Genomic DNA, 23,846 nt, shown 5'->3' on the forward strand with positions numbered 1-23,846 from the left:
ATCCATCTTTTTGCACGACCGCTTAAGATACAGCAACATAGTGCGATTTCAACACCCGGATTCGTAAGCTTTCAAAGATTTCCGCAATAGCTTACGATTTCAACACCCGGATTCGTAAGCTTTCAAAGATTTCCGCAATAGCTTACGATTTCAACACCCGGATTCGTAAGCTTTCAAAGATTTCTGCAATAACTTACGATTTCAGCACCCGATTTCGTAAGCTTTCAAGAATTTCGGCAATAGCTTACGATTTCAACACCCGATTCGTAAGCTTTCAAAGATTTCCGCAACAGCTTACGATTTCATCATCAGATTTTGACAAATATTGAGATATTCTGTCTTCTGTCGACCATTAAAAATTTCCAAAAATATGAAAATAAATGATTTCAATATGTTTATCAGGGGTAAAGAAATAACGAATGAATCTTATGAGATTGAGGTGATGTGATGGCTACGTTTATTTTACTTATAATTATCGGGGCGATATCGGGGTTTATTTTAGGCCTGGTGATGAAAATAGTCCGGTTAACGACAGGCAATGAAGGAGAGATTCTTCTTTATAATATGGATTATATCCCTGTTCTTAAGCGCTGGGCGGATAGAAGCATCACCGGTCTCACGTTTCATTACATGACCTGTATCGTCAGCGCAGTTGTCTTATTCTACCTGCTGGTTCCTTTTGGATTTGAAAGGGACGTATGGCCATATATATTCGTCTATACAGTAGGCGGCGGGATACTATATTTTTTGAGCATGCTGACTCCGACGCCTCCAAGCCATAAGGATACTGCTGCCTGGATCAACTGGACTGTGAGCCATGCGATTTTCGGCGTATCTGTCGGTGTCCTCATCTATTTGTGGATATGAAATAAGCACCCGGGATTTGCTCCCGAGTGCTCTTTAAATAGTGAGGTGCTGCAATTTATATCAAATTAAATCCTGATATATCTCGTTTACGATTTCATGGTTCGGTTTCATACCGATATTTTTGGTCAATACGCCAAGAAGGTGTCCTTGATGCATATGCTCCTCTAAATCTGGAACCAGCTCATTGCTGCCTACTAGGTATGCACCTTCCAGCCCGCGGTCTTTGATCTCTTTGCCGAGCCTTGGTGCCAGATTTTTATACCAACGGTTTTTATTTTCATCGAAACGGCGTTCGAAGTGATCCTGGTTGGAACCTCTTGAACCGACCGATGCACCGCTGCTGTAATCCAGCCAGTCTTCACGGTTCAAATCCCAGCTGAAAGTGACCTCATCTATTATGGATCCGAGTTCCGTTTCAATAAAACGCGCATCCATCTGCTGAAGAACGACTATCGCTGCTTTCGGGTACTTTTGAACCATCGCCTCAAGCTGCTGTGTGGCAGGTATTTTCTCCCAGTGGAGTGTCGTTGTCACAGGCACCTGAAGAATTTTTTCTTCCCACAATTCTTCATCGGCAGAAGCTGTAATCATCAGACCTTTCTGCAGTTCCATCTGCAGTTCACCTACACGATCCTCTACCTTTTTAAGCAGTTTCTTCAGTGCTTTCTTCTCGGGTTCAGCTGCCGTATTATCTGCGTAATTTTTCATCTCTTTAATCTCATTTTTCAAGTGGATTTTCCATTCGCCATTATTCAAATCCGGGTTGCTTGCATCTGTATTCAAATATAAAGTCAAAACACCGAGTTCGTCCTCTTTTTCGTTGATGCGTCTAATATCTTTTCTTACAGACATAAATTTTTCCCCCTATTCAAGTTGTATGCTCCGGGTGGGTTGAAAAACACTCATATACATCTTTAAACTTATTTACCCTTGATGCCAGTCAATAAAACACTAAAAAGCCGGACAAAGTTTATTTGCCCGGACGATGATATCCCTATTAATCTTTATCCTTGATTGTAATACAAATCTCGCTCTATCCTCTTTATCTGCCAATATTTCAGGTCCCGAGTCCAGCTCATAAGATGCAGACGGCAGCCATTCCGTATAAATCCGCATCCATGTTTTTTCAATTTGTTGCCAGTCCCCTTCCGCTTCAAAGACGATCCATTTATAAGATCCGATTTTCAAAGTGGAATACTCGTCTGTCTCATCATCTGAAAATGCACCGATATACTGATTGAAAGTCGCTTGAGCTGTATCATTCTCACTGTAATCTGCTGTGGCGTGAACTATTCCATATCCATTCTCTTCGGACATCGATGCCAAATCAGTCATTGTCGCTTCACTGATGGTTTCCATCATCTCTCCATACGACGGCGAAAGCACCTCGTCCGCCATTTCCACTTCATACTTGACTCCAACGATTTTGAACGGTTCTTTTTCCACAATACGGTATTTCATTTCGACTCCTCCTTGAATAGTGAGTTGAAAGGACATTTTAGGATATGTTTTTAAACTCTGTTCATTATCTCTTACTGCCGATGGCGTCACTCCGTGAAAACTCTGAAATGCCCGCGCGAACGCATCCGGTGACTGATAGCCGTATTTTACCGCTGCATCAATCACTTTGATATCCGACTTTTTCAATTCCGCCGCTGCAACAGTCAGACGCCGCCTTCTGATGTAATCAGAAATTGTGATGCCGGACAAAAGTGAAAACAGCCTTTTGAAATGATATTCGGAACTGTAGGCCCTCTTTGCCACTTCTTTTAAATCAATCCGATTTTCAAGATTATCTTCGATATAATCCAGCGCCTGATTGAATCCTCTTAACATATCCATTCAATTACCTCCACTCACTAACAAGTCTATCAACCGGTGTTTCCCGCCACCCGACAATTTCTGCCCGTTTCAATCGGGTAAAATAAATTCATTCCCGCTCGGACATCCACGTTTCAAATGTGTATGACATCTCCCAAAATGCCAGTTCGTATTCTTTCGCGATCACAAACTGATCAATGATCTTTTCCTTTTCATCCTCACTTGCTTTCGCTGCCAACTCATCAACCAGGTCGATCATTTCCTGAGTCGACTCCTGGAACCAGTCGCTCGCGTACATCCGGATCCAGTTGCGGTAGATTTCCTCATAAGGTTTCGCCTCTTTATATTTCATGCCGATATCCGCATACAGCCAGTAACACGGCAGAATCGCAGCGATGATCTGCACGAGACTGCCGGACAAGGAAACTCTGTACAAATGGGACGTATAGGCATAAGCCGTCGGTGCCGGTTTGAAGTTTGCAATGTCCTCGTCGGTAATATTTAAAATTTCAGCATGTTCTTTATGTACAGTCAGTTCCGCTTCAGCAGTATTTTTCGCCTTCCCGGCCAGGCTCGCAGATACATGAAAATCATCCGCATGCGCCGCTGCGAATGCATGGACTTTCCCGTAATGTTTCAAATAATAAATATCCTGCAAAATATAATTCTTGAATGTTTCGAGCGGCAGGTCACCTTCAACAATACCTTTAACGAAAGGATGATTCAGACTCTTATCCCAGCTGTCTTTCGTCCTTTCCCTCAACTGTTCTGAAAAACGCATAAAAAATTCCTCCTGTTAGTCGTTCCGACTGGAGGAGGAGGGATTGATGCTTTTATATATTGATTCGATCTTTATTCAATAATAAATTTATCCACTTCCCTCCGCTGGTATTAACCAGTTCAGGTTCAAAGGGTACTTCTCAAGCCTTTAAGACTGCCCCCAGTTGGAACGTATTTGGTTTATATGACCAACATACACGAGTTGCGGATATTTCTCAATACATCACTATTTGGTAAATAGATGAATCGTCGCCTTCAATCATATTGGATCTGATTGCATATAGTGCACCTCTAAACTCTTTCTGATTGTTAAATCTCACACCCATGATGGTTAATTGAGGTTTATTTACGTCCAGTTTCATTGAACCCGCCTCCATGTTTTCGACTGCGGAAATAGTTGATCTTGACAGGCTTTATTTTGAAATTTGAATCAGACAATCCGTTAATTCTAATAATTTCAATACTTATTTTCTAGTATAAAAAGTTGCTCTTCCTTTACCATGGCGCTCAATCTCGTTATCTTCAACAAGTTGTTTCAGCGCGTTTTCAATTGATGCCCTGCTGATACTCGGGACCAGATCCATGATTTCACTCTTAGTAAATTTCCCTAAATTTTGATTTATTGCTTGAATGACTAATTCCTTGGAAGGTAATTTATCATCCATTAAATCAACTCTCTCTTCAAAATCACGGTAAGCAGAAAGTATTATTCCTAAAATATATTTAATGAATGGAAAAGGATTATTCTCTTCCTCATGCCATTTGTGATTACTTTGTTCCAATACCTCATAATAACTTTCCTTGGTCTTTTCTATTTTGCTTTCAATACTGATATACTTTCCAACAACATAACCTTCTCTATATAACAATAGAGCTGTTAATAATCTCGACATCCGTCCATTACCATCGTTGAACGGGTGAACACATAAGAAGTCAAGGATAAAAATTGGAATCAACACAAGTGGATCAATTACATCGTCCTCGAGTGTCTGATTATAGCTTTCGCATATATTATCAATTGCAATAGGTGTTTCATAAGAATCAAGCGGTGTAAAAATCACACTTTGTCTTCCATCCGATCCGGTTTTGGTGATGATATTTTGTGTTGCTTTATATCTTCCGCCAAATGATTTCGCAGAATACTGATATAAATCTCGATGTAACTGTAAAATATACGTTGATTGGATAGGTATAAACTCAAAGCTTCCATGAATGGTATTTAACACATCCCGGTAACCCAGGATTTCTTCTTCATCCCCGTTTCTTGGAATTGTTTTATCCTGGTATAGATCACGTAGTCTCGAGTCGGTGGTCACAATTCCTTCAATTTCATTAGAAGCTTCTGTGCTGCGAATCTTCGCTATTTCAACTAACTTATCCAGAACAGCAGGTTTTTGTTTTAAATATAATTCTTGTCTGCCTTTGTACTCGTGTATTTGTGAAACCAATCCGAGAATCTCGCTATCCCAATGATAATATTTCAAATTATAGTAATTGAAAGCTCTCATTCGCTTAACCTCCTTTTTAATCGCCTAATTATATCATTTTTTAGGCGTATTTAAAATAGATTAGGCGTATTATCACCTAAAATTAATCTTTCTTAGGTGATTTTTGTGTCAAAGGTGGCTAAGTTAATTATAAAACCCACTTTCCCAACTCATTTGTCGTTGAACAAAAAATGGATCACGGGGCCAGGGATGATAAAAGTATTGAATAGATATTGAATCTGACATGAAAAAACAAAGGTTTATTTTAGTTAGACAACTTCTTCTCCAACAGCGTCACCGCTTCTATATGATTCGTCTGCGGGAACAGGTCCACCGGCGTTACCGGGCTGACTGAATAGCCGCCCTGTTCGCTCAGGATTTTCAAGTCTCTCTGCAGCGTGCTCGGGTTGCATGAAATATAAACTATCTTTTCCGGCGCGACTTCTACCAGACTGTCGAGAAAGTCTTCGTGGCACCCTTTTCTCGGCGGGTCGACGAATACCAGGTCCGGTTTTACACCTTCTGCAACCAGCTGTTTCATGACCACCTCCGATTTTCCGAGATGATATTCTGCATTATCAATGCCGTTCAGCTTCGCGTTTTCTCTCGCGTCTTCGACGGCAGAATCCACGACTTCGATACCGATGATTCTACCGACATGTTCTGCCGCGACCTGACCGATGGTGCCGATGCCGCAATACGTATCGATGATTGTTTCATCGCCTTTCAAGTCCGCAACTTTCAACGCTTCCGTATACAGTTTTTCCGTCTGTTCATGGTTCACCTGATAAAATGACCGTGCACGGATCTTGAACTTTTTGCCAAGCAGTTCGTCGGTAATATACTCTGCACCGTGCAGCACTTTCGTCTCACTGCCGTAAATTACATTCGTCTTATCAATGTTGATATTCTGCACGACACTCGTAATCGCCGGGAATTTCTCAACCAGTATCCTTATAATATCGCCAAATGGATTTTTATGACCATTGGTAATAAAGCCCACCTGGACTTCAGAATCATCATGGTTCGAGCGGATGATCAGATGACGCAGCAGCCCTTTATGCTTATGCTCGTCATAGATGGATATGTTGAACGTTTTAAGCAGCTCACGGACTTCATTCATAATGTCGTTATGAATGTCCTTTTGAATCATGCAGTGTTTAATATCAATGATGTCGTGACTTCTCGGTCTGTACAGCCCGAGCTTCAGTTCACCATCCACTTTCTGCACAGGAATCTGCGATTTGTTGCGGTAATAGCTTGGTGCTTCCATGCCTATAGTTTCATGCACATCCACACCGAGCTTCGCCTGGCGGTTGATGTTCGCTTCAACAGTGCCTTTTTTGAATGCCTGCTGTTCACTGTAACTGAGCGGCTGGATCTGGCAGCCGCCGCACTCGTAGTAATATACACACGGCGGGACTATGCGCTCGTTCGCCGGTTCGATAAGTTTGGTCATCTTACCGTACCCGAATTTTTTATTCGCTTTGATCACTTTGAATTCTATTTCTTCATCTTTCAGTACATCCTGGACAAAGATCGGGTAGCCGTCGATCTTTACCACACCGAGTCCCTGGTGAGTATAATCCAGAACTGTACTTGTATAATATTCATTTTTAACAGGTAGTGTCATTTATATCCCTCTTACATTTCAATTTCGTACCAGCTGTAACCATCATCTATCGTTCGGATATGCCTGATCGGTTCGTCTTTAATATAGTTTTGTGCCTTTGTCGCGGAAATAAAGTAATATTTGCCGGCAGGTATGACCGTTATCGGATTTTTCAGTTCAAACTCTGGTCCGTTTTTCATGTAATCGATGACGAGGTCACGTATCGATTGATCTGATTCATGCAGTATCTCCTGGTCTCTGAGAAACGGTGTATACGCCACGCGGTAGTTGTGTGCCGGGACGATGAACTCATCTTGCAGGCTGATTTCTTCATCTTTATAAGTAATCGAAACGATTCTTTCAGAATCGCTGATCTTTTTGGCAGAACTTGAATATCTCGGCGGCTGTGAAATATCAATCGTATATTCAAGATCGATGAACACATCAAAGTTATATCCCGGGAAGCCCTGACGTGAGCGGTTCGGGAACAGTATGTTTTCATCCTTATCCGATGTAAACTGTGAAGCACTCCACTCGAGCCATTCCTTCAGTATATCGCCGGTCACTTTAATGATCATAAAGTTGTTCTGATGCTTATAAATGTCAATGGCATCGCTCAAAGTGAATGTGCCGGCATCTATGACCGTAAAGTCATCCGCCCCGTCCCGTCCGGATTTGACTGCCGAGGAAAACGCCAGCACCGGCAGGTCCGGCAGTTCAATATCGTCCTTGATTTTAAATGTATAATTCTTAGCCGCTTCAGCAACGGCCTGCACGGAGTAGGACGGTGCCACCCTTGAAAAATATGAGTGCCACGGGGTTTTTATCTCACCGAATGCTGTACTCAGGAAATTAAGCACCTTATTATGCTGTCCTTCATATTGTAATAAGTATTCCGGTGCCAGCTCAATTGTTTCAGCATCAATCAGCTGCGCTTTGGAGTCCGTAATCCGGAGGCCGTCTGTCATATCGATTTCAAAAGTCAGCTTCCCGAGATGGCTCGCCTGTACACCCGGCTGCACCATCGGTACACCGTTCACTGTGCCTTTGACGATATCCAATGTACTGACATCTATCTCATATCCGTCGTGCGGAAACAGCTCGTGTGTGTGACCGAAGACGATGCCGTCAATATCTTTTAAAAACGTCATCAGAAATGCCTGGTTTTCACCGAAACGCTCCATATCCTCTTTCGCCCGGCTCATGCCCGAATGGGACAATAAAATAACGAGGTCGGCACCATTTTCTTTCAGCACCTGCACTTCAGCATCAATCGATTCTTTCATCGAAGACACTTCCACATTGCCTTCCAGATTATATTTATCCCACTTCATGATCTGAGTCGGGACGGCACTGACAAAACCGACGGTCAGCTTACCATGAGGCGTATCAAAAGACATCATTGCATGTTTCCTTATTTTATCCTTTAAAGGGTCATCCAAAAAATCAATATTCGAATTGACGATTGGTATATTCACTTTATTGAAAATATCGTTTAAATAATCCAGCCCAAAATTAAATTCATGGTTGCCGAGGCAGATCACATCATACATATCGTTCAAGTGACTGGCAATCAGCGGTGCGTCCCTGTGCTCCACGTCATAATCACTCCACACGTCCCCCTGGAGAAGGTCCCCGTTATCCACTGTAATCACAATCTCATCAGGATGGTCTTTTTTATACTGTTCTATATATGATTTTAAAATGATCAGTCCGTGATTCACGGGTTTTCGATCAAAATAGTTATATGGATAAATTGCGCCGTGGACATCTGTCGTTGCGAAAATGGTGAGCTTCATATTAACCTCCTGTAGATTAAATACTAAACAACACAGTGAAAAATCACTGTGTTGTCCATGTTATCAGTTATGCATTTGTTCTTTATAAAATTTATCAGGCACACGAAAAGCGATGTGCTGCTGATAGTTGACGAAACGTGCCGGCAGTACGCCGCCGAACTCGCCGTCGAGGTTAAGCTGTACATCATCATACGATGATACCCTGATATCACTCGCTTTTGCGTAATGTACTTTATCATGATTCAGGTGTTCTCCTCTTGAAGCCATTGTCATGATACGGCCAAGCTCAAGAATGCTCACCTTTTCAACAAAAAGTAATGAAAACTCGCCGTCATTGAATCTCGCTTCCGGTACAAGCTTGTCAAAGCCGCCGATTGAATTTGTCAGGCCGATTAAAAACAGCATGACTTCGCCTTCAAACACATTGTCATCATACTCGATCCTGATGTTCGTGCTTGTTATTTGCGGCAGCAGCTCAACCCCTTTGACGTAATAAGCAAGTGTCCCGATGACCGCCTTCAGTTTACTCGGCGCTTCATAAGATACGGCAGTAATCTTCCCGCCGCCCGCTATATTCATAAAATACTTGCTGTTCATCTTACCGATGTCAATAAACATCGTCTGTCCGTTGACAATCGTGTCCACAGCCGATTCAATATCATTGTCGATATAGAGCGCAGAAGCAAAATCATTCACTGTGCCCATGGGTATGATGCCGAGAGCCGGACGCTCGTCAAAATCAGCCATGCCGTTCAGCACTTCATTGACCGTGCCGTCACCGCCGACAGCAATGATGAGGTCAAAACCGATTTCACATGCTTTATATGCTGCATCCGTTGCATCGCCTGCTTTAGTTGTTGCATGTGCACTTGCTATATATCCACTTTTTTCCAGCTGGATCAGAACATCCGCCAGTCCGTTTTTAAATGTTTCGCGTCCTGATGTAGGGTTGTAAATAATTCTCGCAGTCTTCATTTCTTTCTCCTGCTCTTTTTAGAATAAGTAAATAATAAATAGACACTTAACATGAAAACCATAAGCTGAACACCTTTCATCAACGAAGTGTATTCCGTTGCTGAAAGGACCAGCATTATAAATATCAATATCAGATTTACTGCGGCCAGAAATTTAAACAATGTTCAAATCCTTCGCTTCTTTCAATAATGATGTGAAAAATTCTGTTTTTCTATGTTGGTACTCATCTTCATCGATGATCGAATCATTATGTAATCGTCTCAATTCCTGAAAGTCCTGAAGATATTCATCATTGTCCAAAAGCAGTTCTTTGCAGAGAAGAATTTCAGATTTTTTATCTCTGTCGGACATGAAAATGAAATTCACGTCACAATCACCAAATTTCCCGTGAAAAACAGACTCCTCTTCAAAGAAGCGGTTGAATTCCTGAGTCACTTCATAACCTTCCGCAATCAAAATATCCTCTAACTCGGAAACTTCTGTAACCGTCTTAAGTATAACAAGGACATCGATATCTTTGGAACTGTTAAGCTCTTTAATACTCGTGGAACCTATATGATGAAGCTCAATGACGTTCTTTTTAAAATGCTCAAGCATCTGCATGGAGGCTTCCATATAATGCGATTTTGCGATTTTATAATATTCATTCATAATTAATCATTCCTATATATTATCAAACCAAAAAATTAGTGTATAATATAGAATGATATCTTCTATATTTGTCATATTATAACATAGAATGTTATGAATAATATACATGATTTTTTGGAGGCCCTTATGAAAAAGGTATTATTAATTGTAGCTTTAATCTTATTTGCAGGTGGGTTATATGTCAACTTTGCAATGAGCCCATCAACAGAACAAGCTTCTCTGACGAATGAAACAGATACTTCCGATGAGACGGCAGACAACCCAGACACAGAAGCCACAAACGATGCAGAAGATGATACAGCTGAAAATGCAAATGAAGACAATGAAGATGAAACAGCTGAATCTGATGATGACAGCTCCGAACTGTCAGACGATGAAAATCAGATTTCGTTCAATCAGGAAAGTTTGGATGAATTGTACAACCAAGCCGTCGAAAACAATGAAACATTGATCATTGATGTTTTATTGCCGAGCTATTACACAGAAGATTTCATGACAAATATGGAAGCTCAATTCGACACAGACGCAATTCAATTCAACAGACTCGACTTGACAAACAACACCACCACTTTAAATGAATTAAGCGTCAATGACAACAGCGATGCCGTTATCATCGATGCACTGCAGATTATGGACTACAACGACGAAGTATTACCTGAACGTGACGAGGATGCACTGACAACAGCCTATATGAACCTGTATAACAGCGATAAAGTAGTCATGCTCCTAGGTAACGCAAACGTTCATGAACATGAAAACCTGGCAAATGTTTTAGATGAAGATGCATCCTACTTCACTGACAATGATTACTATTATATCGACAACCAGGATGTCAGTGTCGAAGACGAATATTACGATTACGACAATGATGTGATGGCAGGCGAGGTTGAAAATGAAGTCATCAGCAATATCCACAGCTTCATGATAGACGAATAGACCATTTTAGAGACTTGCCGGGCTGATGCCCGGCATTTTTTGATTGCGGTGACCTTTACGGCCGCCCGTGCCGGCTCTACCCCGACATGGTGTGAAAACGATGTCGGGACAGAGGCGTTATCCCGACATGGCACAAAAACGATGTCGGGAGAGAGGCGAATAATCCTCAAAAAAATAAACCCCGCATCCTCATAGGGAGGCAGGGTTTCGGTCATGAGTCTTTATTTCAATGAGCCGTGCGGATCGATGACAAATTTTTTGGATGCACCTTTGTCAAAGTCGCTGTAACCTTTTGGTGCGTCGTCCAGTCCGATGACTGTGGCGTTCACCGCTTTGGCGATATTGGCTCTGCCTGATAATATTGCTTTCATCAGGTCACGGTTATACTGCATCGCCGGGGTCTGGCCGGTGACGAATGTATGAGCTTTCGCCCAGCCCTGGCCGAACCTCACTTTAAGTGATCCGGTCTTTGCATCTTCATCGGATGCACCCGGGTCTTCTGTAACGTACAAACCGGGTATACCGAGGCTTCCACCTGCTTTAGTGACATCCATGATCGTATTCAGGACGACTGCCGGCTGTTCTTCTGCGCCTTCTCCGTGTCCGGTAGCTTCAAATCCGACAGCATCGATTGAGCAGTCGACGATCGGTTCACCTAAAATCTGTTCAATCTGTTCGCCGAGATCATCATGTTTAGCAAGATTGACCGTTTCACAGCCGAAACTTTCCGCCTGTTTCAGACGTTCTTCCTGCATATCTCCGACAATGACTACGGATGCACCGAGTAACTGCGCTGAGTGTGCAGCTGCGAGTCCTACAGGGCCTGCACCGGCAACATATACAGTTGATCCTGTTTTAACGCCTGCAGAAACTGCCCCGTGATAACCTGTCGGGAAAATATCCGATAACATCGTGAGATCCAAAATTTTCTCCATCGCCTGGTCACGGTCAGGGAATACAAGCAGTTGGAAATCTGCATATGGCACCATGACATATTCAGACTGGCCGCCTACCCAGCCGCCCATATCTACATAGCCGTAAGCGCCTCCCGGTCTTTCAGGGTTTACATTCAGGCAGATATGCGTCTTTTGTTCCTGACACATGACACAGCGTCCGCATGCGATGTTGAAAGGCACAGAAGCGATGTCCCCCTTTTTGACGAATTCGACATCTCTCCCCACTTCAACGACTTCCCCCGTAATTTCGTGTCCTAAAACCAAGCCTTCCGGAGCCGTTGTTCTGCCGCGGACCATATGCTGGTCACTGCCGCAAATATTCGTTGTAATGACTTTTAATACCACTCCGTGTTCACATTTACGTCCGACGTTCGATTTTGGAACACCAGGTCCTTCGCGCAACACTAAATCCGGATAATCTATGTCCTTGACTTCTACAATACCCTTACCTTGATAAACAACTCCACGGTTTCCAGCCATGTTAAACCTCCTAATGGTCAATTGTTCGTTTTTGGCAAATGAATATAGTTATCAATATCGTTGTATACGCTTACAATATGTGTCAAATATATTCTAGATGAATCTAAATTTTCTGTCAACTTATATTTCTTTCATTTTACCGGTTTTGCCTTGATTATATAAATCGCTCCCGCCACATGCCTTTGAACCTTGATCATTTCAAGGTTGGAACTCGATGCAAGCTTTTCAATATCTCTGTTCTGATGACATCCGATCATTCTCATGGTCAATGGATCGACCGCTTGTTGAAGCATCTGCAGAAACTTGAACTTGACCAGACCATGTTCAAGCAATAATATTTGCCCCTCTTTCCGGCACCACGTATTGAATTTGTTTAATAATTCCACAGGATTTTCATAAGAACAAAAACTTAATGAGGAAACAATCGTGTCAAATGAGTTTTCTTCGAATTCCATCACCTCCGCATCACTGCAGATGAACTCGGCAGGAAACGGATATCTGCCTGCTTCTTTTTTTGCTTCGGCAATCATCGGTTCGCTGAAATCCACTGCAGTGAGTTTTTCCACTGCATTATAATAAGGAAAATTCAATCCGGTCCCCACACCGACTTCCAGCACGTCTCCCCGGGCCTCGTGAAATAGCTTCCTGCGGTACTTTGCAAATTTATCGTTATTCCTCATCCGCACATAGACATCCACCTGCTTATCGAACTTTTTAATATGTCTTTCGGTCTTCATCCCGTCACCCCTTAAAAGTATATTTCATAAAATAAAAGGCAGACTCAAATTAAGTCTGCCTTTTAAAATATTATCTTTTCCCAATCTCTTCAATTAAAATCTTGTTGACCATTTTAGGATTGGCCTGGCCTTTGGATTTTTTCATGATCTGTCCGACTAAAAATCCGATTGCGCGGTCTTTACCGTTTTTATAGTCATCAATGGACTGCGGGTTGTCATCAAGAACTTCAGTCACCATTTCAGTCAGAACCGCAGGGTCGGAAATCTGTTCCATGCCAAGTTCTTTCACTGTTGCTTTGGCTTCTCCACCTTTTTCAATCAGCACAGTGAACACTTTTTTAGCCTGTTTGCTCGAGATTGTTCCATCTTCGATCAAGGCGATCATGTCTGTCAGATTTTTAGGAGTCAGTGCGACATCAGCAAGTTCAACCTGGTTTTTATTCAGATACTCATTGACACTGCCCATCACCCAGTTCGATGCAAGTTTCGCATCCGCACCGTGATTTTCGATCATTTCATTGAAGAAGTCTGAAGTTTCTTTTCGTAATGTGAGGATTTCTGCATCGTATTCAGGCAGTTTATAATCTTCGACATATCTTTTCTTCAATTCATCCGGCAATAAAGGAATCGTTGCTCTGATACTCTCTTTCCACTCTTCATCGATATGAATGTCGACAAGATCCGGTTCAGGGAAATACCTGTAGTCGTCTGAACCTTCTTTGACACGCATTAGGAGTGTTTCACCGGTTTTTTCATCGTAACGGCGTGTTTCCTGTTCGATTTCTCCGCCCTGCAGCAGGATTTTTTCCTGACGGATCTGTTCGTGTTCAAGACCGCGTCTTACAAAGTTGAAGGAGTTTAAGTTTTTCAGCTCTGCTTTAGTACCAAACTCTTCCTGGCCGTAAGGGCGAAGTGAAATGTTCGCATCACATCTGAGTGAACCTTCTTCCATCTTCACGTCGGATACACCAGTGTACTGGATGATTGCTTTCAGTTTCTCCAAATACTTGTATGCCTCTTCAGGCGTACGGATATCAGGTTCAGATACGATTTCAACAAGCGGTGTTCCCTGTCTGTTCAGGTCCACTAGTGAATAATCATCTTTATGTGTCGATTTTCCGGCATCTTCCTCCAGATGGAGTCGTGTAATGCCGATCCTTCTTGTTTCACCGTCCACCTCTATGTCGATGTAACCGTTTTGACCGATCGGATCATCCATCTGTGAAATCTGGTAAGCTGTCGGGTTGTCCGGGTAGAAATAGTTTTTACGGTCGAAGTTTGTAACATCTGCGATATCCATGTTAAGTGCCATCGCAGCTTTCATTGCATAATTGATTGCTTCTTTGTTTGGTACGGGTAATGTTCCAGGGTAACCCAAGTCAACGACGCTGAGGCTTGAGTTCGGTGCTTGGCCATAATGAGCCGGTGCATCTGAAAACATTTTGCTTGCCGTCTTTAATTCAACGTGGACTTCAAGTCCGATAACTGTCTCAAAATGCATTATCTCAGCTCCTTTTGTACTTCTTTTAATTCTTCATGAAGATTATATTTCTCTTCGAATTTATATGCTGCATTGTAAACTTTGGACTCTTCGAAGTGGTTGCCGATGATCTGCAGGCCGATCGGTCTCTTCTTCGAGCTCAATCCGCAAGGGACTGAGATTGACGGCATACCTGTCAGGTTTGCCGGAATCGTTAAAATATCATCTTTGTACATTCTTAATTTATCATCGATCTTTTCACCGATATCGTATGCAGCACTGGTCGTTGTCGGTCCGATGATCAGATCATAGTCTTCAAATGTCTTCAACATGTCCGCTTCAAGTTTGCTGCGTAATTTCTGTGCACGGATATAATACTGATCATAGTGACCCGCACTCAGCACGAAAGTTCCAAGCAGGATACGGCGTTTAACTTCCGCCCCGAAACCTTCTGCGCGTGTTTTTCTGTAAAGTTCTTCAAGCGTTTCTGTACCTTCCGCCCTGTAGCCGTAACGGATACCGTCAAAACGTGCCAGGTTTGAGCTCGCTTCACTTGATGCGATCAGATAATATGCAGAAACTACATATTTAATATGAGGGAACGACACCCGCTCTACAGTTGCACCCATCTCTTCAAATGTTTTAATTGCTTTCTCAACAGCATCAGTCACTTCCTGATCGATGCCTTCACCAAGAAATTCTTCCGGTACTGCAATTTTTTTGCCTGAAAGATCTTCATCGATGCCCTCTAAGAAGTCCTGGTCCACATTCGGCATGCTTGTTGCATCCTTTCTATGTGTACCTGAAATCAAGTTCAAAATCTTCGCGTTGTCACGGACATTTTTTGTAATCGGTCCAATCTGATCCAGACTGGATGCGAATGCCACCAGGCCGTAACGTGATACACGGCCGTAGGTCGGCTTCATGCCGACGACGCCGCAGAATGACGCCGGCTGTCTGACAGATCCGCCCGTATCGGACCCAAGAGAATACGGAACGAGGCCAGCAGCGACAGCAGCGGCTGAACCGCCCGATGATCCGCCTGGTACAGCGTCAGTATCCCAAGGGTTGCGCACATTTTTGAAGTACGATGTTTCATTCGAACCACCCATGGCAAATTCATCCATGTTGTTTTTACCCATCAATACTGATGATTCTCCATTCAGCTTCTCCATTACAGTTGCATCGTATATCGGGTGGAAATCTTCCAGCATGCGGCTCGCACATGTTGTCAGTATATCTTTAGTGATGATGTTGTCTTTGATGCCCACCGGCACTCCGAATAATGCGCCTTCCATTTTATCCTGTGCCTGAAGCTCATCCAGATGCTCCGCCTGCTTCAGTGCATTTTCTTTATTTACAAACAGGAAAGACCCTAAAGTTTCGTCAATTTTTTCAATATCTTCAAATAAAGCGCCGACTACTTCCGAAGGTTTCAATTCCTTTTGTGCGATTTTTTCATACAGCTCTTCTACTGTCAGTTCATAAATATTCACGGTCTGCCTCCTTACAGCATTTTAGGGACTTTAAACTGTCCGTCTTCTGTGGATTTTGAATTGCTTAAAGCCTCATCTTGTGTAAGCGGCTCATTTGCTTCATCTTCACGCATCACATTCTTAAGGTCTAATGCATGGAACATCGGCTCAGTTTCAGATAATTGTAATTCATCAAGCTGTTTTGCATAATCCACTATCATATCCAGTTCATTAGTGAATTCCTGTGCTTTCTCTTCACTCTGAATATCGATTCTTGCAAGGTTTGCAACGTGTTTTACGACATCTGTAGTAATTTCAGACATATTAACCCTCCAGTTTTTATAACAACATTTAAATTTTATCAAATATCGTAGTAAAAATCTAATCTATGAGGATATAATCCACTTTCGACATTAATATTCTCATTATTCATGAAATTCGAAAAATAGCTTGTATATTATAGACAAATATTGTAAACTTATTTGTGTATCTTTACACGCACTGAAAGCCCTATCTTATCAGGGATTGGCACAATTTGCTTTGTCTGTACCGTAAAATCGTTTGTTGCATTACTTAATTCGTTTATGTATTGTACTTAACAGGAGGCGAGGAAATGATTCTAAATTCAATGAATGGTTTTAGTTTTACTGCAGGATGGATCGAGATGGTAATGATCGCGCTCTATTTTGCACTTTTAATTGGAATAGGTATTTATGCCTATAAGAAATCCACATCCAGTTTAGATGAATATACACTGGGTGGCAGAAACATCGGACCGTGGGTCACTGCGTTATCCGCAGGGGCATCGGATATGTCCGGTTGGATGTTGATGGGACTGCCGGGAGATATGTATAGTGTTGGTTTATCCAGTGCCTGGATAGGTATAGGTTTAACGCTGGGTGCTTACGTCAACTACATAGTACTTGCACCAAGACTACGCGTATACTCCGAAGTATCAGAAAACTCGATTACGATACCGGACTTTTTGGAAAATCGTTTTAAAGATAAAAATCACATACTGAAAATTGTTGCGGGTATTGTCATCGTCATATTCTTCGCAGTCTATACTGCTAGTGGCATGGTGTCCGGTGGTAAATTGGCAGAGAACGCATTTAACATGCCATACCATTGGGGACTGATCATCACAGCCGCTATCGTCATATTCTACACTTTTGTCGGCGGATATCTGGCAGTCAGTCTGACTGACCTTTTCCAGGGTACGATCATGATCATCGCAATAGTGCTGATTCCGATCGTTTCATGGTTCTACCTGACAGGTAACGGTGTTGAACCGTTTATCAGAATAGAAGAGATCGGTGCGTTGAATGACATCGATTACTTATCACTCATCAGCGGGGTCGGATTCGTGACCATCATAAGTAACCTGGCCTGGTTCTTCGGTTACTTCGGTCAGCCGCATATCATCGTTCGTTTTATGTCGATCAAAACACATAAATTGCTGCCGAAAGCACGTCGCATCGGTATCACTTGGATGGCGCTCGGCCTGATCGGTGTATCTCTGACAGGGTTGCTCGGTATCGCATTCATCGATCAGACACAGCATGCTATCGAAGACCCTGAAACAATCCTGATCTTGATGAGTCAGGTACTCTTCCACCCGATCATCGGTGGTTTCTTCCTGGCAGCGATCCTTTCTGCCATCATGAGTACCATTTCATCCCAGTTACTTGTAACTTCAAGTTCACTGGTTCAGGACTTTTATAAACTGATAAGAAAGAAAATGATTTCTAAAGAAACGAAATCCAATGAACAGCTGGATAAGATGTACGTCATGGCAAGCCGTATTTCAGTTATACTAGTTTCAATCGTTGCAATCATCATCGCATGGGACGACGAATCAGTAATTCTGAATATCGTTGCCAACGCATGGGCAGGTTTCGGTGCTGCATTCGGACCGGTATTGGTTTTGGCACTGCACTGGAAAGGCATGAACAGAAACGGTGCAGTCGCAGCAATCGTTACAGGTGCTGCAACAGTCATCATCTGGATTGCAGCAGACGCATTTGGTACAGGCTTGTACGAAATGATCCCTGGTGTCATCCTTTCAACTATTGCCGGTATCGTAGTGAGTAAGATCTCTACTCCATCAGCAGAAGTTGCAGAAGCAATGGCTACAGAGTTTGAAGAAACAGAACGCATTCTTAAAACAAAATAAAATCTTAAGGATTTTGTGTGAGGGCCCGCTCGGTTGAGCGGGTATTTTTTTGCGGTTGAAGCTGGAGGCGGGATAATCTCTCTCCCCCGACATCGTTTTCCTGCCATGTCGGAATAACACCTCTCCCCCGACATCGTTTTTCCGCCATGTCGGGGCGGCATAGCTCCGGCTGCGAAAAACAGCCTCAAACAGCGAAAATACCCGCCGGTCGTGTGACCAGCGGGCGTCTGTAAGCTGTTTATTCATAAATATGGGTGTTGATATTGTCGTTCTCGTCTTTTGTGATGAGGGAATAGGTTTCGTTTTTGTCCTCGATTGAAACTTCGACTCTGGAGCCGGAGAAGTGTTCTCCCATCAGGCTTTCCACATATTGTGTGAGCCCGATGATTTCTCCCTGGCTTGTATACTGTACGGGAATTTCGATTGTCAAGGATTCCATTGAGCCGTCGATGAATCTGCCGTAGCCGATGGATGTGGTGAAATTATCGAAGTATGATGCCAGGTTTCTATTGAACAGCTGGTAATCACTGTTGACCTGTTCACTGACGTCGCTCCCTTCGGACGACGGGAACATGACATATTCTTCATCCACTTCCGTAAACGAGGATAATTCGTTCTCCCCGCTTTCTACAACAGCATATGATGTAAAGTTGCCCGGCGTAATCGACGTATCCGTGGACTGGACAAAGATTGCGAATGTAATCGTCTGATCACTGTACTGTTCGTTCGCTCTCAGCCTTTCGAGTATCTCATTCGCCATCTGCTGTCCCTGTCTTTCAACTTCGTCCGGATCGAGTGTTTTCGAATATGTCGTCCCGTATTCTTCACGCTGATAGTAATGCGTACTGTTCATCGCAAGCCCGATCGTGATGCCGTCGAGCGATGTATTACCTTCTTCGTCACGTGTCAGGTAGTTCTGCTCTAAAATATGCGACAGATATAAAGGTGCCTCTTCTGCAATCGTTTCCGGATCTGTCTCCCCTTCAGTTGAAGGATTCAATCCCAAATTACTGAACGCATTGCTTTCTGCAAGCTCATCTTCTGACATCTCTTCAATTTCTTCACGCGTGTATTCTCTGCCAAGAAACCCTCTGACCATATCTTGAGTGAAGATCTGCCCTTCACGGAAAATATATTCATCTGTCGGAAATACACTTTTGCTGATATCAAAAAGCCCCTTCTCAAATGCTTCGATATTATAGCTTGAAACCATATTGCTGCTCGTCAATCCTCTGGATGGTGAAATTTCATATGGTATCACAGTCTGATAGTAGTCATTCCCGTTATCGCTCCTGGTCACTGTCTCTTCGCGTTCGGCAGTAGGAACCCGCGTAATGTTCTCTTCTTCATCTGTCGTCTGATCACTCATCTCCTGCCCTTCGGATCCACAGGCAGCGAGCACAAAAACCATGAATATCAATAGTGATTTAAATTTCATAATGATTACTCCATATTTTCAATAAATTCATTCTCATTCCATATTGTAACATCTAAGGATTGCGCTTTTTCCAATTTGCTGCCCGCATCCTCGCCGGCAACAACGACATCTGTATTTTTAGATACACTGCCCGTCACTTTGCCTCCGGCATTTTCTATCATGGTTTTCGCTTCGTTGCGTGTCAGCTGCTCAAGCTTCCCGGTCAGAACGAACGTCATTCCTTCAAACGTCGTCGTTTCAGGAACGGCCGCTTCTTCGGTCATGTCCACGCCATAACCTTTAAGCTTCACGATCAATTCCTGGAAATCAGGATTATGTGTATAAGTCACAATCGATTTCGCAATCTTTTCACCGATTTCAGGTATTTGAATAAAGTCCGCTTCCTCTTTTGAAATGATCGTATCGATGTCCTTGAATTCCTCAGCAATCAGCGTCGATGCTTTCGCTCCGAGGAAACGGATGCCGAGACCGATCAGCACTTTACTCAGGCCGTTTCCTTTCGATGCTTCTATCGCATTCAGCAGATTCGTCACTTTTTTATCTCCCATACGTTCAAGTTCAATCAGATCATCATATTTAAGACCATACAGATCACTGATATCATGAATCAATTCCGCATCATAAAGCTGTCTGACGACTTTTTCCCCGAGGCCGTCGATATTCATTGCGCCGCGGGAGACGAAGTAGATGATGCCCTCGACGAGCTGCGCCGGGCACCCCGGGTTGATGCAGCGTATAGCGACTTCTTCTTCCAGCTTGACCGTTTCGTGGCCGCAGCTCGGACATGTCGTCGGTGCTTTGTAGATTTCCTGGTCGGTCCTCGCATCCGTAATGACGCGGACGACTTCCGGAATGATGTCCCCCGCTTTCCTGATGACGACTTTGTCGTTGATACGGATGTCTTTCTCTTCAATCATTTCATGATTATGAAGGGAGGCTCTTGCGACTGTCGTGCCGTCCACTTTTACCGGTGTGAGCAACGCAGTGGGTGTGATGACGCCTGTGCGTCCGACCGTCAGTTCGATGCCTTCGATTTCAGTGACGACTTCTTCAGCCGGAAATTTGTAGGCAACCGCCCATCTCGGTGAACGGACCGTATAGCCGAGCTGTTCCTGCGTTTCCAGGTCATTGACTTTGATGACGATGCCGTCGATATCATAATCGAGTTCTGCACGGTGCGTCGTCCAGTGGTCGACATACTCTATCACTTCATCGATACTGCCGACTTTCCTGCGCTCTTTATTCGTTTTGAACCCTAAATCATCCAAAGCCCGGAGCGCCTCATCCTGGGTGCCGGCATCAATGCCTGTAAGGTCGTTCACACTGTAGAGGAAGATTGACAGGTGACGTTCTGCAGCAAGCCTTGAATCAAGCTGTCTGAGTGACCCTGCAGCTGCGTTGCGTGGGTTTTGGAACAATGCCTCCCCTTTTTCCTCGCGTACCTCGTTCAGACGCTGGAATGAGCGCTTCGGCATATATGCTTCACCGCGCACTTCGAAAGACATCGGTTTTTCAAGCGTCAGCGGCACTGCTCTGATCGTCCGGAGATTGGATGTGATGTTCTCTCCCACCGTGCCGTCTCCGCGGGTTGCGCCCTGGACGAACACGCCGTCCACATATTTAAGAGATACCGCAAGGCCGTCAATCTTCAGCTCACAGACATATTCCACTTCACCGACATTATCTCTCACACGTTTATCAAACGCACGGAGTTCCTCTTCGTTGAATGCATTGCCGAGACTCAGCATCGGTGTATCGTGGGCGACTTTGACGAAACGGTCCAGTATTTCTCCGCCGACTCTGACCGTCGGCGATGTATCTGTTTTATATTCCGGATATTCTGTTTCAAGGTCGATCAATTCACGGAGCAATTTATCAAATTCACTGTCCGGAACAGTCGGCGCATCCAGCACATGGTATTCATAATTATAGCGATTCAGCCGCTCCTGCAACGATTTTATTTTTTCTTGCATGAATCATCTACTCCTTTTTTTCAAGCGGTGCAAAGTTGGCAAGCAGACGCTTGGGCCCTTCAGCAGTGAATATGATGTCGAGTTCCTTGGAATCGCCCTCACCCTTGATATTGGAAATGATGCCGTCACCGAATTTCTTGTGGGCAACTTTGTCTCCGACTTTGAAAGTTACACCGCTGTTATCCGTAAGGACCGCCGGTGTTCTGCGGTGCGCCCGGCCACTCTTTTTCGCAAACGGATCCGATGCTTTCCGTGAATCGATTTCAACCACTTCTCCGTCAATCAGTTCAGACGGAATCTCTTTTAAGAACCGGCTTTCGACATTGCTTTCGATTTTACCGTAGATCATACGGGAATCCGCTCTGGAAAGGATCAGCTGATCTTCGGCACGTGTCAGTGCCACGTACATCAGACGGCGTTCCTCCTCCAGTTCATCTTCATCGAACATCACTCTCTGGGAAGGGAAGATGCCTTCTTCCAGACCGACAACAAATATCACTTTGAATTCCAGACCTTTTGAAGCGTGCATCGTCATCAAAGTGACGCCGGAGTCCGCCTCTACACTGTCAGCATCGGAAACGAGCGCCATATCACTCAGGAAGTTGAATAAAAGTTCATCTGACACATCGTTATCATTATCGAATTCTCTCGTTACCGTCTTGAACTCTTCCAGGTTTTCAATACGGCTCGTCGATTCCAGTGTATCCTCTTTTTCAAGCACACTGATATAGCCGGTATCCTCAAGCACTTCATCCACCAGTTCAGTAATCGAAAGATACTTGGATTTTTCCCGCAGGTTTTCAATCATGTCTTCTAGCTTCATCAGAGTGAGTATTGCCCCCTTGGGGATGCCGATGAAATCTGCTTCCTTGATGGAGTCATACATGCTCAGCTCATTGATTCTGCCGTAGTTGAGCAGCTTTTCAACCGTCTTCTGGCCGATTCCGCGCTTCGGTGTATTGATGATTCTCTCGAAACTGATATCGTCATGCGGGTTTTGGATGACTTTCAAATAGCTCATCAAGTCTTTTATCTCCATACGGCTGTAGAATTTCATGCCGCCGATCATCTTATACGGAACACTCCCTTTGACGAAAGCATCCTCGACTGCACGTGACTGCGAGTTTGCGCGGTACAGAACAGCCATGTCACTGTACGAATACTCACTTGAGAGTTCCATGACATGCCTTAGTATTTCCTGGCCTTCTGCACGTTCGGAATCGGCCAGTATCGTCTTTATCTTTTTGCCGCCCTGGCGGACAGTGCGCAGATCTTTCGGCTTTCTTGATGTGTTGTTGCCGATGACCGCATTCGCTGCATCCAGAATCATCTTAGTCGAGCGGTAGTTCTGTTCAAGGAAGATCACCTTCGCATCTGTATAGTCATCCTCGAAATTCAGGATATTTTCAATGTTCGCACCGCGGAATTTATAGATGGACTGGTCGGAGTCACCCACGACACAGATGTTGCGGTATTTTTGAGACAGCAGGTTGACCAGTTCATACTGCGCCTCGTTCGTATCCTGATACTCGTCCACATGGATATACTGGAAACGGTTCTGGTAGTATTCGAGCACCTGAGGCTCCTTTTTGAACAGTTCGATCGTGAGCATGATGAGATCGTCAAAATCGAGTGAGCTGTTGCGGTAAAGGATTTCCTGGTAATCTTTGTATATTTGACTGTACAGGTCGTCGGAAAAACCGACAGATTCCGCGATGGCTTCAGTTGCGTCAATCAGCTGGTTCTTCTTATCCGATATGTAGGACAGTATCTTTCTCGGATGGTGCTGTTTCGTATCCAGGTTCCTGTTTTTTAAAATCCCTTTGACGACCGAGTTCTGGTCCGTCGGATCCAATATGGAAAAACTTCTTTCATATCCCAAATAGTTGATATCACGGCGCAGTATTCTGACGCACATCGAGTGGAAAGTCGAAATCCATATTTTATGGGCATCTTCTGCGTTCGGAATCAGTGCATGCACTCTGTCCTTCATTTCCCGTGCCGCTTTATTTGTAAAAGTGATTGCCAGCACGTTGTATGGCGGCACGCCTTTTTCTGAAAGCAGATAGGCGATGCGGTGTGTCAGTACGCGCGTCTTGCCGCTGCCCGCACCCGCCATGATTAAGAGCGGCCCTTCCGTATGCTGAATTGCTTCTTTTTGTTCTTTATTCATCAATGATAAATCCATTTTTAAAAACTCCAT

20 protein-coding genes and 1 riboswitch are annotated in these 23,846 nt (G+C 43.8%); of the genes, 3 read left to right on the top strand and 17 right to left on the bottom strand.

The window, feature by feature from the left end:
* Positions 1–447 precede the first annotated feature (447 nt).
* Complete coding sequence (locus tag ACY8DT_RS02475) at positions 448–867, top strand: hypothetical protein (RefSeq protein ID WP_462421365.1); 420 nt, start codon at positions 448–450, stop codon at positions 865–867.
* Between the two features lie 60 nt (positions 868–927).
* On the opposite strand, the gene ACY8DT_RS02480 is transcribed toward ACY8DT_RS02475, so the two are convergent.
* The 9 genes from ACY8DT_RS02480 to ACY8DT_RS02520 all read right to left on the bottom strand — a co-directional run bounded on the left by ACY8DT_RS02480 (position 928) and on the right by ACY8DT_RS02520 (position 9,992).
* Positions 928–1,719 (bottom strand): VLRF1 family aeRF1-type release factor, encoded by a 792-nt coding sequence (locus tag ACY8DT_RS02480; RefSeq protein ID WP_462421366.1) that lies wholly within the window; start codon positions 1,717–1,719, stop codon positions 928–930.
* Positions 1,720–1,818: 99 nt separating this feature from the next.
* Positions 1,819–2,709: an AraC family transcriptional regulator gene (locus tag ACY8DT_RS02485; protein WP_462421367.1), complete on the bottom strand. Its 891-nt coding sequence runs from the start codon at positions 2,707–2,709 to the stop codon at positions 1,819–1,821.
* A gap of 88 nt (positions 2,710–2,797) precedes the next feature.
* Complete coding sequence (tenA, locus tag ACY8DT_RS02490) at positions 2,798–3,469, bottom strand: thiaminase II (protein ID WP_462421368.1); 672 nt, start codon at positions 3,467–3,469, stop codon at positions 2,798–2,800.
* A 79-nt stretch (positions 3,470–3,548) separates the two neighbouring features.
* A riboswitch (TPP riboswitch) is annotated at positions 3,549–3,640 on the bottom strand.
* Positions 3,641–3,683: 43 nt separating this feature from the next.
* Positions 3,684–3,830, bottom strand: coding sequence for a hypothetical protein (locus ACY8DT_RS02495; protein ID WP_462421369.1), 147 nt, complete (start codon positions 3,828–3,830; stop codon positions 3,684–3,686).
* Positions 3,831–3,932: 102 nt separating this feature from the next.
* Positions 3,933–4,976 carry a Fic family protein gene (locus ACY8DT_RS02500; protein WP_462421370.1) on the bottom strand — a complete coding sequence of 348 codons (1,044 nt, stop codon included), beginning with the start codon at positions 4,974–4,976 and terminating at the stop codon, positions 3,933–3,935.
* Between the two features lie 244 nt (positions 4,977–5,220).
* Entirely contained in the window at positions 5,221–6,588 is a 1,368-nt protein-coding gene (gene rlmD / locus ACY8DT_RS02505; protein WP_462421371.1) for a 23S rRNA (uracil(1939)-C(5))-methyltransferase RlmD, read from the bottom strand.
* Between the two features lie 11 nt (positions 6,589–6,599).
* On the bottom strand, positions 6,600–8,366 hold the full coding sequence (locus ACY8DT_RS02510) for a 5'-nucleotidase C-terminal domain-containing protein (RefSeq protein ID WP_462421372.1): 1,767 nt from the start codon (positions 8,364–8,366) through the stop codon (positions 6,600–6,602).
* A gap of 63 nt (positions 8,367–8,429) precedes the next feature.
* Entirely contained in the window at positions 8,430–9,341 is a 912-nt protein-coding gene (locus tag ACY8DT_RS02515) for a diacylglycerol kinase (protein ID WP_462421373.1), read from the bottom strand.
* Positions 9,342–9,494: 153 nt separating this feature from the next.
* On the bottom strand, positions 9,495–9,992 hold the full coding sequence (locus ACY8DT_RS02520; RefSeq protein ID WP_462421374.1) for a GrpB family protein: 498 nt from the start codon (positions 9,990–9,992) through the stop codon (positions 9,495–9,497).
* 126 nt (positions 9,993–10,118) lie between these two features.
* Here ACY8DT_RS02520 and ACY8DT_RS02525 point away from each other — a divergent pair, with 126 nt between their 5' ends.
* Positions 10,119–10,928, top strand: coding sequence for a hypothetical protein (locus tag ACY8DT_RS02525; protein WP_462421375.1), 810 nt, complete (start codon positions 10,119–10,121; stop codon positions 10,926–10,928).
* A gap of 221 nt (positions 10,929–11,149) precedes the next feature.
* Here the strand turns inward: ACY8DT_RS02525 and fdhA are convergent, their stop codons facing one another.
* From fdhA to gatC, 5 genes are all read right to left on the bottom strand, one after another.
* Positions 11,150–12,364, bottom strand: a complete 1,215-nt coding sequence (gene fdhA, locus ACY8DT_RS02530; RefSeq protein WP_462421376.1) for a formaldehyde dehydrogenase, glutathione-independent — start codon at positions 12,362–12,364, stop codon at positions 11,150–11,152.
* A gap of 131 nt (positions 12,365–12,495) precedes the next feature.
* Positions 12,496–13,101: a class I SAM-dependent methyltransferase gene (locus ACY8DT_RS02535; protein WP_462421377.1), complete on the bottom strand. Its 606-nt coding sequence runs from the start codon at positions 13,099–13,101 to the stop codon at positions 12,496–12,498.
* Between the two features lie 70 nt (positions 13,102–13,171).
* The gene (gatB, locus tag ACY8DT_RS02540; RefSeq protein ID WP_462421378.1) at positions 13,172–14,602 is read right to left on the bottom strand and encodes an Asp-tRNA(Asn)/Glu-tRNA(Gln) amidotransferase subunit GatB; all 1,431 of its coding nucleotides are present in this window, start codon (positions 14,600–14,602) and stop codon (positions 13,172–13,174) included.
* A complete protein-coding gene (gene gatA / locus ACY8DT_RS02545) occupies positions 14,602–16,077 on the bottom strand; it encodes an Asp-tRNA(Asn)/Glu-tRNA(Gln) amidotransferase subunit GatA (RefSeq protein ID WP_462421379.1) in 1,476 nt (491 codons plus the stop codon). Before gatA ends, gatB begins: the two co-directional genes overlap by 1 nt.
* 11 nt (positions 16,078–16,088) lie before the next feature.
* Positions 16,089–16,379: an Asp-tRNA(Asn)/Glu-tRNA(Gln) amidotransferase subunit GatC gene (gene gatC, locus ACY8DT_RS02550; RefSeq protein ID WP_462421380.1), complete on the bottom strand. Its 291-nt coding sequence runs from the start codon at positions 16,377–16,379 to the stop codon at positions 16,089–16,091.
* Between the two features lie 290 nt (positions 16,380–16,669).
* Here gatC and putP point away from each other — a divergent pair, with 290 nt between their 5' ends.
* Entirely contained in the window at positions 16,670–18,232 is a 1,563-nt protein-coding gene (gene putP, locus ACY8DT_RS02555; RefSeq protein WP_462421381.1) for a sodium/proline symporter PutP, read from the top strand.
* 238 nt (positions 18,233–18,470) lie between these two features.
* On the opposite strand, the gene ACY8DT_RS02560 is transcribed toward putP, so the two are convergent.
* Genes ACY8DT_RS02560 through pcrA form a run of 3 tightly spaced genes read right to left on the bottom strand, consistent with a single transcriptional unit; the run spans position 18,471 to position 23,846 of the window.
* Positions 18,471–19,670, bottom strand: coding sequence for a CamS family sex pheromone protein (locus ACY8DT_RS02560; protein ID WP_462421382.1), 1,200 nt, complete (start codon positions 19,668–19,670; stop codon positions 18,471–18,473).
* Between the two features lie 5 nt (positions 19,671–19,675).
* Entirely contained in the window at positions 19,676–21,643 is a 1,968-nt protein-coding gene (ligA, locus tag ACY8DT_RS02565; RefSeq protein WP_462421383.1) for an NAD-dependent DNA ligase LigA, read from the bottom strand.
* Positions 21,644–21,650: 7 nt separating this feature from the next.
* Positions 21,651–23,846: a DNA helicase PcrA gene (gene pcrA, locus ACY8DT_RS02570; RefSeq protein ID WP_462422210.1), complete on the bottom strand. Its 2,196-nt coding sequence runs from the start codon at positions 23,844–23,846 to the stop codon at positions 21,651–21,653.

This window comes from Salinicoccus sp. Marseille-QA3875, from assembly GCF_054950095.1.